Origin of the sequence: Rothia sp. P5764, from assembly GCF_048512965.1 — a bacterium.
GTDB lineage: Bacteria > Actinomycetota > Actinomycetes > Actinomycetales > Micrococcaceae > Rothia.
Window position 1 is genome coordinate 785,540 of sequence record NZ_JBLXXQ010000001.1, and the last position, 13,360, is coordinate 798,899.

Here is a 13,360-nt window from a genome sequence, read left to right on the forward strand (position 1 = left end):
TGGTCTGACACTGTGGCGCACTGTGGCGCACTGTGGGGTAGCTGTGGCTAATGTGGTGAAACTGGCGTGTGTAGTGGGTCCGTAGTATTCGGGTTTTCCAGGTTGGTTTGGCATGCTAGAGGGTATGGCTAAACCTACCCCGCGCCCTCAGAGTACCCAGACCTTTATTGCCGCTGTCGTAACTGAGGTAATTTCACTGATATCCCTTGTGTTGGCGTTTGCGGTCAACATTGGACCCCCCTCAACGGTTTTAGCTACCCTGCTAGGTTTTATGGTTCTTTCTGTTCTAGCTGCAGCCCTAGCTTTTATCCTTGCCCTGGTGGGACTGATCCGCTTTTCGCGGCACACCGGTGGCTTTATCGCAGTGATGGTGGTTTCGGTCCTTGCTAACCCTGTTCTGTGGTTCTTTATTATTGGTTCTTTTGCCTAAGAAGAAGTTTTTGCAGTAAAAAACATAAATACCCAGCTAGTTCCCAGGTAACTTAAAACCCACCATAAGCCTAGTGAGGTTATATAGAGGTATTAGCTTGAAAGGCTATAAGAAGCGAATGTGTGTGTGCTTCAAAGTCAGGTAATGCTGAACCTGTCTTTCATCGGAGAGTGGCGAGACCAGTATGGGGGCCTCGCCACTTTTTGTGCCTATCTGTGGTCTTCCCTGCACCCGACGGTGCTCTGGAGGCAAGAGAGGAACAGATATTCTCAGTCCGCCCACAGAAACAATCTATATCGCGCTCAGGCCGCTGGAGCATACTGGTAGTACAGGTTCAAGGGAAGAACAGCCGCAAGGTGGCCGGTTCTTCTGGACCTCAAGAAAGAAAGTGTGTATTTTGCATGGGTCTTTGATCGATGTGTAAATGTGTGTAATGGTGGTGCCGGGTCGCAGGACCCGGCACCACTGCTTTAAGCGCTTACCTGTAGGCAATAGATAAGCGGCCGTGTATCTCAAGGGCCTGTAGAGTTCTGTGGCTTATCGAATGCGTCTTAATCTGCACATAATAGACCCATGAAAGTTTTACTGGCGGTTGATAAATTCAAAGGAACCCTGAGCGGTGCACGGCTCTGCGAAGCGCTGGCTGCGGGGATACAGAGCGTAGCACCTCACTATTCCGTGGTGCATTGCCCTATTGCTGATGGTGGTGATGGCACTGTCGATGCCGCTCTGGCCGCAGGTTACACCGAAGTGCAGTGCCAAGTGACCGGCCCCTTCTCTGGTCAGAAAGTTACTGCCCGCTACGCCTACTCTGAAGCTGAATATACCGCCGTCCTTGAGGTCGCTCAGGCTTGCGGTATGGCTTCACTGACTTCTGAACAGCTTGATACCTGGCACGCTACCTCCTACGGCGTGGGAGAGCTGCTGCTACATGCGGTAGAGAACGGGGCGCAGGCAGCTATTGTTGGCCTGGGTGGCTCTGCTACTACTGATGGGGGAGCGGGTATGCTCCAGGCGCTCGGCGTAAGTTTCTGCGACCGGCTAGGTAGGGAACTTGCTCCCGGCGGCGGTGCCTTAGCGGAACTAGCAGGCGTGGATATCTCCGGGCTAGATGCCCGCTTGCAGGACCTCAACATCATTGTTGCCAGTGACGTTACCAATCCCCTTGTTGGCCCTCATGGTGCGGCGGCAGTCTATGGGCCACAGAAGGGAGCCACCCCGGAGCAAGTCCCCTTACTGGCCCAAAACCTTGAAAAGCTAGCTGTCCTCGTTGAAGAATCACTTAACGTTTCACGTGGAACATTCGCGCACGCACCCGGGGCCGGGGCGGCTGGTGGGTTGGGCTTTGCCTGCATGTCTGTTCTTGGTGCAAGTGTGAGCCCCGGCGTGGATATCTGCTGTGAGTTCACGGGCTTCTACGATGCGCTTGCTTGCGCAGATCTTGTTGTCACCGGGGAAGGCAAATTTGATGAGCAGACCCTCCAGGGGAAAGGGCCTGCTGGCGTTGCTGACGCGGCGCACCAAAAGGGTATCCCCGCCATTGCGGTGTGCGGTATCAATGAACTGCGTCAAGAACAATATCAGGGGGCAGGTTTCACCGCTGTTTACTCGGTAACAGCCGATACCCAGGCAAGGCTGGCAGAGTCGCTAGCTGACCCGGCTCCCTATGTGCAGGAGCTAGGTGCGCTGATAGCGCGTAATTACCTTGAACCCCCAGAGGAAATCAAAGCCGGTCAATAAACGATTTTACTGGGTTGTTTTACTTCTTTTTCCAGTAGCCTTTTGAATACCCGTGGCCCTTGGGAACCCCTAGCTCCCGCCGTACCCATGCTCTGAGTGGCTGAATAGAACCCGACTCTCCTGCAAGCCAGGTAAAGATAGCGCCCTGGGGCAGGGGGTAAGACTGAACGGCATCAGCTAGCGCCCCGGGCAGGGTGGAGTCGACCCAAACCACCTCAAAGTTTTCGGGTGCATCAATCTGCTGGTGTGAATCCGGGCCTGCTACCTGGATAAAAGCTACACCCCGGGCATCGTAGGGCATGGACTCGATCCACCGAGCCATGCCGGGTAGTCCGGTTTCGTCCCCCGCAAGCAGGTAGAAATCGTAGTCGTCACTAATCTCGTAGCCGGACTTTGGGCCCAGAAGGTGGATGAGGTCCCCCACCGCTGCCTCCTGCGCCCAGGTAGTGCCTGCTCCTGCTTCATGGAGAACGATATTGATTTCAAGCGCCCCGGTTTCTTCCTGGTAGGAGCGAACCGTGTACTTAGTGCTCTTGGTGGGCTGGTTCCACCGCACCTTGTTTTTGGCTTGATCAGGTTCGGGGAGCGCTTCACCCTGTTTACCGGTCACAAGTCGAATATACTCACCCACCAGGCCCTGTGACTCAGCGCTGGCTTGACCGGCAGGTTCAGCTACTAGGCGCATAACGGTGGGGGTGAGTTTGCCTACCTCAGTGACCGTGTAAGGGGCGTAGCCGTTCTTGTACTTGCCGGACTTCATGGGTGCAGGGTAGGCGCTCTGTGCTGGCTTACTCGTATTTTGCGAGTCGGTTGATTCTGCCTCAGTCGGCGCCTCTGGAGTGGGGGCGGCTGAAGCTGTGTAAGCGGCCAAGGACTCTTCTAGCTTTTGCACCCGTTTGAGAAGTTTCTTGTGGCTCTTTCTAAGGTGCCTAAGTTCCTTGATGAGGTCTTTGGCATCATTCTCTTTGCCTTTGTTCTTTTTGCCCACGTGTAGTCCTTTCAGGTGCGCGATACAGCGGCCTCTCAGACCTGTCTGGTCTCATGTACCATGCTACTCCTGTATGGTTGTCTGCATCACACGGGGTGAACTATGTTTCCACATACCGCCTTCGCCCCTCTAGCCTCAGAGCGAAGAGGGTAGGACACACCTACCCTAAAGTGAGATGATAGAAGCTCACCATCTTTTGATCCGAAGGGGCAGCTTTGTCTGAGAGTCAGTCTGAATTTGTTCGCACACCGCCGCACGACGACACCGCAGAACAGTCAGTTCTGGGAGGCATGATGCTGTCCAAGGACGCTATTGCCGACGTTGTTGAGGTCATCGGTGGCGGCGCAGACTTCTACAAGCCTGCCCACGAGATGATTTACGAAGCAATTATCAACCTTTACGGGCACGGCGAACCGGCAGACGCGATTACCGTAGCCGATGAGCTCACCAAGCGCGGCGAACTCAACAGGGTAGGTGGGGCAGCCTACCTGCACAGCCTTATCGCCAGTGTGCCCACAGCGGCTAACGCCGGTTTCTACGCCGAAATTGTGGCAGAACGGGCTATGCTCCGCCGCCTGGTCGAGGCGGGGACAAAGATTGTTCAACTGGGCTACTCCGGCGATGGTGAAGCGGAAGACCTGGTGAACGCTGCCCAGGCCGAAATCTATGGTGTATCGGCTAATAACACCAGGGAAGACTACGTCCCGCTGTCCGAAGCCATGAACAGCACCGTTGAAGAAATCGAAGCTAACGGTTCACGTGCTGGCGGTATCCACGGTGTTCCCACCGGCTTCATCGAGTTTGATGAACTTACTGCTGGTTTGCAACCTGGTCAAATGGTTGTGGTGGCGGCCCGCCCTGCTATGGGTAAAGCTCTCGCGCTTGACACCCCGATTCCCACCCCGGAAGGTTGGACTACCATGGGTGATATTCGGGTCGGTGATCTTGTTCTCGGTGCAGACGGCCGCCCCACCAAGGTCATCAATGCAACCGAAGTTATGACCGGCCGTCCCTGCTATACCGTGACCTTTGACGACGGAACCCGCATTATTGCCGATGCTGAGCACCAGTGGCTTACCCACACACGGGCTTCTCGTCGCGCTCGCATCAAGGTAGGGGCAGGGGGACCTGCGGTAGATGAGCCGCAGCTGGCAGGTGCTAAGGTACGCACTACCGCTGAGATTCATGAGACGGTGCGCTGCGCTACCGCTGATAACCGCGCTAACCATTGCATTTCCAATGCCAGTGCACTTCAGCTGCCCGACGCTGATCTTCCTATTGCCCCATACACTCTTGGGGTATGGCTGGGTGACGGCGCCGCCGCTTCTGCTCGCATCACCACAGCAGATGATGAGGTTCTCCAGGGAATTGAAGCTGATGGGTACGACATCCGCCAGGTTCAGGGCCTTACCTATTCAGTTCATCTCCCACAAGAAAACCGGGAGTTTACGAAACACTGCCAGGTTTGTGGGAAGGAATTCACCCACACTGACCGAAACGTCACCACATGCTCCCGTACCTGCGGGGGTAAGCGTAAAAATCTCATTGCTACTCCACAGTCTCGTGCGACCTGCATTGACTGTGGGAGGCCGTGTACTGCCGGTTTGCGATGCTTGAGCTGCCACCGTTCTCGGGCGAGTGTGCAGGGGCGTTTGCGTACTCTGGGTGTTTTGAATAATAAGCACATTCCTATGTCGTACCTTCGCGCATCGGAGTTGCAGCGCAGGGCTCTCCTGGCGGGCCTTTTGGACAGCTATGGGACAGTGACCAACGCGGGATGTGTTCAGTTTGTTGTCACCAACAGACAGCTTGCTCTTGATGTGCAGGAACTCGTCCATTCTTTGGGCTATCGCACCGGCCTGCGGACCAAGAAAGTGGCTGCTCGTACCCCAGAAAGTTCAACCGCGTACAAGCTGACCTTCTCTACCTCAGATACCGTTTTTGGCTTGTCCCGCAAGAACCAGATGCACCGCGAACGGGATGCCCGTCCTACGGCTAAGCGTACTTGGCGTTACATTGTGTCTGTTGAGCCTGTTGAATCTGTTCCGGTGCGTTGCATTGAGGTTGATAACAGCGACCACCTTTTCCTGGCATCATCTGCTTTTGTGCCGACACATAACTCTACGTTCGCTTTGGATATAGCTCGTTCGGCGGCTATTAAGCACAAGATGACCACGGTTTTCTTCTCCCTAGAAATGGGGCGTAACGAAATTGCCATGAAGATCCTGTCGGCTGAGGCCGGTATTAACCTGTCAGACCTGCGTAAGGGCCGACTGGACGATGACCAGTGGGCCAAGATTGCAACGGCTATGGGCAAGATGGACTCCGCGCCGCTCTTCATTGATGATTCACCGAACATGACCCTTATGGAGATCCGCGCTAAGGCCCGCCGTCTCAAGCAGAAGAACGACCTCAAACTGATTGTTCTGGACTACCTCCAGCTCATGAGTTCCGGTAAGAAAGTGGAATCTCGCCAGCAAGAGGTTTCAGAGTTCTCGCGTGCCCTCAAGCTGATGGCTAAGGAGCTTGAAGTTCCCCTGATTGCCCTATCGCAGCTTAACCGTGGTTCTGAGCAGCGCCCCGACAAGAAGCCCCAGGTCTCTGACCTTCGTGAGTCGGGTTGTTTGACGGCAGATACTCGCATCCTACGGTCAGATACAGGTGCCGAGGTAACCATGGCTGAGCTTTTCGCGCAGGGAGCTCGGGATATCCCTGTCTGGTCTTTGGGTGACGATATGCGCTTTGTGGAGCGTCACCTCACCCACGTTTTCTCAACCGGGGTGAAGCCTGTATATCGTCTAACTCTTGCATCCGGTAAGACTCTCCGCGCTACTGCCAACCACCCCTTCTTCACCTACACCGGCTGGAAGGGGCTGGGAGAACTATCCGTAGGTGACCGGCTCGGTGTACCCCGGCACGTTAACGGCCCGTCTGTTCGTACCCGGTGGACCGATGAGCAGGTTATTCTGCTAGCTCACATGATTGGTGATGGTTCAGCGCTTGCCCACCAGCCTATCCGCTACGCCTCTATCGATCCGGAAAACCTTGATGCGGTGGCTGAGTCAGCCCGTAAGCAGTTCGGAATTACCGGTGTTCGTGATACTCACCCGGCGGCTCGCTGTACTTCTTTGCGTCTACCGTCACCGGAGAAACTGACCCACGGTAAAGGCAATCCCTTGGCTGCGTGGCTCGATGAACTGGGGCTCTTTGATAAGCGTTCTTGGGAGAAATTTATCCCGGAGCAGGTCTTTGCTCTGCCCAAACGTCAGATTGCTCTGTTTATCAAGCATCTTTGGGCTACTGATGGCTCGGTAACCCTCAATAAGAATGGCCGGGCGGGCCGTATCTACTACGGTTCGACCTCTCGTGCTCTCGTGGATCAGCTATCGCTTCTTCTTCTGCGGTTTGGCATTAACTCGCGGGTTCGCGCTAGCACTATCAAGGGCGAATACCCCCAGGGGTACAGCCTGGACATTTCTGGGCGCGATGAACAGCTGAGGTTTTTACGCGAAATCTCTTCCTACGGGGAGCGGGCTAAGAACTGTGCCTTGCTGCTTGCTGCTCTGACCGATGGGGGATCCTCTTCCAATACGAATGGTGATACAGCACCCGTCCAGGTTTGGGATGATGTGAGAAAGATTCTGTCGGAGGAAGGCATGAGCCACCGTGAGTTCCAGGCCGCTATGGGCTCACAGTACTGCGGCTCCTCCTATGACAAGAGTGCGCCGTCTGGCTCGCGCCTGGAGAAGGTTGCTACGGTCCTTGATGCCGCAGATTTAGAGATGCTGGCGGTTAATGACCTGTTCTGGGATACCGTGACCGGGATTGAATACGACGGCGAAGAAGAGGTCTTTGACGCTACTGTCCTGGGGAGTCACAACTTTGTTGCTAACGGCATTACCGTTCACAACTCGATTGAGCAGGACGCGGATATGGTCATTCTGCTTCACCGTGAGGACTACTACGATAAGGAGTCCACTCGTGCTGGCGAAGCCGACGTCATTGTGGCTAAGCACCGTAACGGCCCCACTAAGACCATTGCGGTTGCCTTCCAGGGCCACTATTCGCGCTTTGCCAACATGGTGCACGATTCCTACACCGGTACTGAAACCTTTTAGGGGCTAGACTAACTGCATCCCATACATAAGGTAGCCGGCGGCTGGTGGCTAGAGATAGAATCCCTGGTCAACTTCAGTCTCCAGACGGCTTGACCGATCCGGTATTGGGTGAGGCGATCATGGGGCAAAATCAGGGAGGGGAAGCAATGCATCGGTCTAGAACGGTGCTCTTATCGGTTTCTTTACTACTGATTGAGCTGATCGCTGGGATTCAGATTTATGTTCTCTCGCTTGTGACTCCCGAAATTGGTGCAGAGCTTAAAGCTCAACAATATTTTGGCCTGATTACGACCACATCATTGGCTGCTTCATTTGTAACTATTCCACTTGCACCGCTGGCGCTTGGGCGCTGGAAGGCGTCATCCTTACTTCTTGCCGGCACCTGGGTTACCGTAATTGGTGGGGTTACTAGCGCCCTTGCCCCCAATATCTGGGTTTTTGCTACTGGGCGTATCTTTTCAGGTCTAGCTGCTGGCTTGTTAGGGGCAGTGTCGCTGGCCGCTATCGTAAGGCATCTTGAAGCGCGGTGGCGCCAGATGGTGCTGGCTGGTTACTCTGCCATGTGGGTAATTTCTTCTCTTGTTGGCCCCCTGTATGCTGCCTTGATATCCGAGCTTCTTAGTTGGCGTTGGGCCCTTGTTCTTTACCTGCCGCTGCTTCTGCTGGCGCGAACGCTGGTTGCTGTGAGCCTCCGTGAACATTCTCAAGTTGTGGAGCACAGGGGCGAGTCTGCGGGGAGAACGCTCCTTCTTTCCCTTGCCCTCTTTACCTCTGTCCTTACTATTTCGCTCTCTAATGGATCCCAGCACAGTATCTGGTTGGCTCTTCCCTGCGGTGTTGCTGGTGCCTTATTTTTTGCACGTCTCTTGCTACCAGCGGGTGTTTTTTCTGCCAGAAGGGGCCGTCCTTCCGCTGTTCTCCTCAAGTTCTTGCTGACAGGTATCTACTTGGGTGCAGATTCCATTATTGCTGTGGCCATATCGGAGCGGTTTGATGATTCGGTTTCTCTGATCTCTGCTACTTTGATGTCCTCAGGGCTGGCATGGGCTGTTGTAGGCATGTTCACCGGCGCTAAACCTGCAACTGGTAGGTATTTTATCTGGCGGGGGAGTCTCGGTATTGCCTGTCTTTCAGCCGGCTTGATTGGTATTGGCTACCTTTTAGTGGTTCTCCCAACCGGAGCGGCTCTCATGCTGACCTGCTGTTCTGGTATGACAGGCCTAGGCATAGGGCTTATCTATCTGGATGTCATGAATGCTTTATTTGAGAAGCCTCCCCGTGCTGATGGTCTTAAGGACGCTGAGCTTGCCACTGCCTCTGTACTGAGTGAGTCAATTGCATCGACTGTCTGCGCTGCTGTGCTGGCATCTGTAGTGTCAAAGCTTGTTATATCCGGGGCTGAAGCTGAAATAGGTTGGTTGTTTATTGCCTTAGGCGCAGTTGCCCCTCTACTACTGGTTCCGCTTAGAAGGACTGTTGACCTCAGGTAGTTATAGGAAAGTGGGTGTAGGTTTTGGGGCGACCGGTCTTTTGAGTGAAAGCCAGCTGTACGGTAGCACCAGAAGATTCGCAAGGGGCATCTTTAGCTCTGGGTCACCGGCCAGTTGTGCTTGGTGCGAGTTCACTCCAAAACTGAGAAGATGTTAGAGAATGTATGTGACTTACTTCGGAACCAATACTCTTATTCTTGTGGCGGGCTGCCTAGGCTGAAGCTTTCGTTGAGTAGGGCATAAGAGTCTTGGGCAGTGGTGATTGTTGTGCCTGGATCTATTGCATAAAAACATAACCATCTCACTTACCGTTAGGCCAGCTAGACGAAAAGGAGGAGTCCTCTCTTGTTGGAACCACCGCAGGGCTGGGGTCCCGCCTTACATGAGTATCTGGGGATTGAGCTTTGGCGTATTCCTATCGTGATGTTATCCGCAGTGGGTATCTACTTAACCTTTTTGGTGCTTGTCCGCATCTTTGGGGTGCGGGTTCTTAGTGGTTGGAACGGCTTTGATGCGGTCATCATCATTATGTTTGGTGCTGTTGCTGGTCGTGTCATCATTGGTCACCCTCCCACTCTTGCTTCGGGCATGGTGGGCCTTGGAACGCTCATGCTCTTAGAGATTATCTTTGGGGCAGTGCAGTCGGTGACCGGTATCCGCCACCTCAACCATAAGCCACGCGTCATCATGGCCCACGGTAAGTTTGTGGTGCGCAACCTCAAGCGCTCGCATTTGGCGCCGGCAGAGATTTATGCAGCCCTGCGTAAAGCTGGTATTTCTCAGTTTGATCAGGTTCAGTGCGTCATTTTAGAGGTGACCGGTCACCTCAGTATCGTACGTGAAGGTGAGGATATTGACCCTAAGCTGCTACGCGGTGTTATCGGCGCTGAAAAGGTTCTCACCGGTAGAGCTGGCTCTACCACAGAGTGAGTGGGCTGGAATCAAGAGTAGAGTCTGCTCCACTGTTTAGTGCTGTCTGTTCATCAAGAATAGAAGTATGACAAACATTTCTCATACTCAGCGCAAGGAACCATCCGTCAGGAGCCTGTGGCGGCGTATGGCTAGCCCTTTTTACGTGTTTTCCGCAGGCCCCTGGATTGCCCTGGCTACTCTGCTGGCTCAGAGCGTTATCTCTGGTGTGGTCTTTACTCTTACTGCTTCCCTGATTGGGATTGTGCTTCTACCTTTTGCAGCTATTGGGTTTGGTCTCTATGAGCGGTGGCGTTTGAAGGTCAGCGGATACGGCCAGATTCGAGACGGCCATGTGAGCTATCCCGGTGAGAACTTCTTTGACGGTTTACTTTTCCGCCTAAAAGAGGTAGCGACCTGGCGTGAGGTTGGCTCGCTTGCCCTGACCACTGTGTGGGGCCTCATTGCTGGGTGGTTCTTCCTCTTTGTAGAGCTTGGTTTCCTTGCAGTGTGCGTTAGCCTGACCTACTACACAGGTATCGGCAACCGTTTGTATATTGACTGGGGCCAGATTTTTGGTCTGTACTCTGAACAGGATTTCCAGCGTTTACAGGCAACTAACGGAGGAGAACAACTGAGTGGGCCATTTACTGAGATAGCTCCTGAGCTATGGTGGGTTTTCCCCATTGCTATGGTTATCGGTCTTGTCATTTTTGCTTACCTGAACGGTCTTTTAGCGGCGGCCGGTGCCAGCCTCTCCAAACTGATTCTTTCCCCTCGCCCCGAGGAGCAACAAAAACAGCTTGCCCAGCTTGCAGCTTCCCGCACCAAGATCGTTGACGCTTTTGAAAGTGAGCGCCGCCGGATTGAACGGAACCTACACGATGGTGTTCAGCAGGAGCTGGTGAATCTTAACCTGCGTCTGGGTCTGGCGGAGATGGAGGCTAAGGGCCTTGCCGATAGCATCCAGGACGAGCGGGCTAGCAGGCTGTTTGAGCACGTCATCGAAGCCCGAGCTCAGCTTGCCCACGCTCAGAACACCTTGCGCGATACGGTGCGGGGAATCTACCCACCGGTGCTTGAGGACTACGGGTTGAAAGCGGCCCTGGAAGAGCTGGCCCGCCACACCCTCATTCCGGTTCACCTGACCTACGACGCTCCGGAGCGTCTACCCCAGCAGATTGAGCGGGCCGCCTACTACACGGTGACCGAGGCTGTCACTAACACTCTCAAGTACGCACAGGCACAGCGTATCTCGATAACGGTTGCGGTGGTTGAGAACCTGCTTGTGCTCAGTCTAGAAGATGACGGCATAGGAGGAGCTAACCTGGATGGTGGCACCGGCCTGGCTGGTCTGGTAGAACGGGCAGCGGCTCTGGGCGGACATGCTCAGCTTGATTCGCCGCAGGGTGGGCCTACCCGGCTGACGGTCAGTTTGCCGCTGGCCTAGGGTCCTGATTGAGCAAAGAACCGGTGGGTAGATTATTTACCTGCCGGTTCTTGGGCAGTAGAAAGTAGCCGGGGTCTGTACCCTGGGAATGAGACACCGTTGAAAGGCCGCTCATGCGTATTATCCTTGCTGAAGATTCTGCTCTGCTCCGTCAGGGGCTGGCGATGGTTCTGGGCGCTATGGGTCATACCGTTATTGCAGAGGTTGAGGACGCTCCGTCTTTGCTGGCCGCCGTCCATGCGGCACAGACCGGTGAGGGGGTCGATATCGTGATTACCGACGTGCGTATGCCCCCTACCCACACGTCCGATGGGTTGAAAGCTGCCTTGGAACTTCGTGAGGCTTACCCTGGTTTGCCAATTGTGGTGTTATCGCAGTACATCACGACAGCCTATGCGCGGGAACTTTTTGCGCGTTCGGCGGCTGGGCTTGGTTATGTTCTCAAAGATCGGGTGGGTGATATTGAGGAGTTCGCTCAGACGCTCACGACCGTGACCAACGGGGGCACCGTCATTGATCCCGATGTGGTGCAACACCTTTTGGGTGCGGGAACTCCACCGGTGTCACCAGAAAGTGGCGGGGTGCTGGCAGCTTCTGCATCTGTGCCTGCCAGGACTGATGGGAAGCTGGCTCGCCTGTCCCCCAGGGAGTTAGAGATTCTGAGGCTCATGGCTCGGGGTTACTCCAACGCAGAGATTGAGCAGGACCTTTATATTTCGGCAGCTACCGTTGCTAAGCATGTGGGTAACATTTTTGACAAGCTTGACCTTCCCGCTGATACCGGTAATCGGCGGGTCCGGGCCGTCCTCGCTTTCTTAGACATTTAGGCCTTAATCATCGCTTCTGCCAGTATCTCTAGGCCCCGGTGGGCTTGCTCGGTGCTGGGGGAGAGGTTAGAGATCATAATTTCATCGGCCTGGACCATATTGGCAAAGCGGGTGAGGTAGTCCTTGATGTCGGGTGCTGTGCCAAGTGCGGTGTAGCGGAGCATATCCAGAATCTGCTGGCCCTGGCTTGATTCTACGAGCAGGTCGAGTTCTTCATCGGTCATATCGCGGTCATCGAGGCGCATCATTGATTTGACGCGCTGGCGGTGGGCGATAACCTGCTGGGCTTTGGCTTCTTGCATACTGTCCGCTGCAATGACGTTAGCGGCGGCAATAACGTAGGGCTCCTGGAGCTGCTCTGAGGGGGCGAAGCGATCGCGGTAGACCTTGATGGCCTGTTCAAGCTGGGTGGGTGCAAAGTGTGAGGCAAAGGCGTAGGGCAGACCTAAAGAGCCCGCTAGAGAGGCACCGAAGAGTGAGGACCCCAGGATGTAGAGGGGAACATTGGTACCTGCGCCAGGGGTTGCATGTACTTCTGGGACCAGTGTCTTACCGGTGAGGTAGCCCTGGAGTTCTTGGACATCCTGGGGGAACCGTTCGGCATCTCGTGGGTCGCGGCCTAGCGCACGGAGGGTGCGCATATCGGTTCCGGGTGCGCGTCCCAGACCCAGGTCTATGCGGTCGGGGTACATTTCTGCCAGCGTGCCGAACTGTTCGGCAACGGTGAGCGGGGAGTGGTTGGGGAGCATTACCCCGCCCGCGCCCAGCCTAATTTTCTGGGTGTGGGCGCCAACATGGGCAATAAGAACTGCGGGAGCAGATGAAGCGATGCGCTTCATATTGTGGTGTTCTGCGTACCAGATGCGGTCGTAGCCTAGTTTTTCTGCCTGCTGGGCTAGGGCCACAGACCTTTTGAAGCTATTTGAGGGGCCTTCCCCAGGGAAGATGAGCGCGAAGTCAAGTAATGAGAGTGCTGGCATTGGTTTTCCTTGCTCAGGGTGATGCTCTTGTCTAGGTCCTACAACGTGCGGAGGTTTGCTTGTATTCCCTACCGTGCCGATAGTGGAGTTGAATATCCAGGTAATGAGTAAAGCTGAGGGCCGTTGAGGGGCAAAACGGGGAGAGCGGTAGGAAATTTTGGTGGACTAGGTCATAGATATATACCATAGACCTGCCTCACAGATAGCTTTTGACTAGGTGAAACATCATTGCAGAGAGAGGCTGGGGGTGGGGAAAAGCCCCTTTTGGGCCCCTTTGAGCCCGTCCTCTCCTCTTTTTCGATTTGCGCGGTGTGAAAAACCTGCGTAAAGTATTACCAGTCGCCGCGGCGAGGGAAACCCCGCCAAGCCAACAAAACGCCTAATCACACAGCGAAAACCCCACCAGCGGGAAGCTGCCAGAATCAGGA

At 54.7% G+C, this 13,360-nt stretch carries 9 protein-coding genes; 7 read left to right on the top strand and 2 right to left on the bottom strand.

The genetic code is table 11. The annotated features are described in order from the left end of the window. Nucleotides 1-124: 124 nt before the first annotated feature. Together ACN08Y_RS03640 and ACN08Y_RS03645 are read left to right on the top strand one after the other, a co-directional pair. Nucleotides 125-430 carry a hypothetical protein gene (locus ACN08Y_RS03640; RefSeq protein WP_419100741.1) on the top strand — a complete coding sequence of 102 codons (306 nt, stop codon included), beginning with the start codon at nt 125-127 and terminating at the stop codon, nt 428-430. Nucleotides 431-1,003: 573 nt separating this feature from the next. Beyond that, the gene (locus ACN08Y_RS03645; protein WP_419111851.1) at nt 1,004-2,170 is read left to right on the top strand and encodes a glycerate kinase; all 1,167 of its coding nucleotides are present in this window, start codon (nt 1,004-1,006) and stop codon (nt 2,168-2,170) included. 19 nt (nt 2,171-2,189) lie between these two features. Here ACN08Y_RS03645 and ACN08Y_RS03650 read toward each other — a convergent pair whose 3' ends face one another. Next, nucleotides 2,190-3,158, bottom strand: a complete 969-nt coding sequence (locus ACN08Y_RS03650; RefSeq protein WP_419111852.1) for a siderophore-interacting protein — start codon at nt 3,156-3,158, stop codon at nt 2,190-2,192. Between the two features lie 215 nt (nt 3,159-3,373). On the opposite strand from ACN08Y_RS03650, the gene ACN08Y_RS03655 reads away from it, so the two are divergent. The 5 genes from ACN08Y_RS03655 (at nt 3,374) to ACN08Y_RS03675 (ending at nt 11,952) form a co-directional block, all read left to right on the top strand. Continuing rightward, a complete protein-coding gene (locus ACN08Y_RS03655; protein ID WP_419111853.1) occupies nt 3,374-7,276 on the top strand; it encodes a replicative DNA helicase in 3,903 nt (1,300 codons plus the stop codon). A gap of 146 nt (nt 7,277-7,422) precedes the next feature. After that, complete coding sequence (locus ACN08Y_RS03660) at nt 7,423-8,766, top strand: MFS transporter (RefSeq protein ID WP_419100745.1); 1,344 nt, start codon at nt 7,423-7,425, stop codon at nt 8,764-8,766. Between the two features lie 345 nt (nt 8,767-9,111). Then, nucleotides 9,112-9,696 carry a DUF421 domain-containing protein gene (locus ACN08Y_RS03665; protein WP_419105213.1) on the top strand — a complete coding sequence of 195 codons (585 nt, stop codon included), beginning with the start codon at nt 9,112-9,114 and terminating at the stop codon, nt 9,694-9,696. Between the two features lie 67 nt (nt 9,697-9,763). Further along, nucleotides 9,764-11,125 carry a histidine kinase gene (locus tag ACN08Y_RS03670; protein WP_419111854.1) on the top strand — a complete coding sequence of 454 codons (1,362 nt, stop codon included), beginning with the start codon at nt 9,764-9,766 and terminating at the stop codon, nt 11,123-11,125. A 113-nt stretch (nt 11,126-11,238) separates the two neighbouring features. After that, nucleotides 11,239-11,952 carry a response regulator transcription factor gene (locus ACN08Y_RS03675; protein WP_419105215.1) on the top strand — a complete coding sequence of 238 codons (714 nt, stop codon included), beginning with the start codon at nt 11,239-11,241 and terminating at the stop codon, nt 11,950-11,952. Here ACN08Y_RS03675 and ACN08Y_RS03680 read toward each other — a convergent pair. Next, nucleotides 11,949-12,932, bottom strand: a complete 984-nt coding sequence (locus ACN08Y_RS03680; RefSeq protein ID WP_419100749.1) for an LLM class flavin-dependent oxidoreductase — start codon at nt 12,930-12,932, stop codon at nt 11,949-11,951. The genes ACN08Y_RS03675 and ACN08Y_RS03680 overlap by 4 nt on opposite strands. Nucleotides 12,933-13,360: the final 428 nt, after the last annotated feature.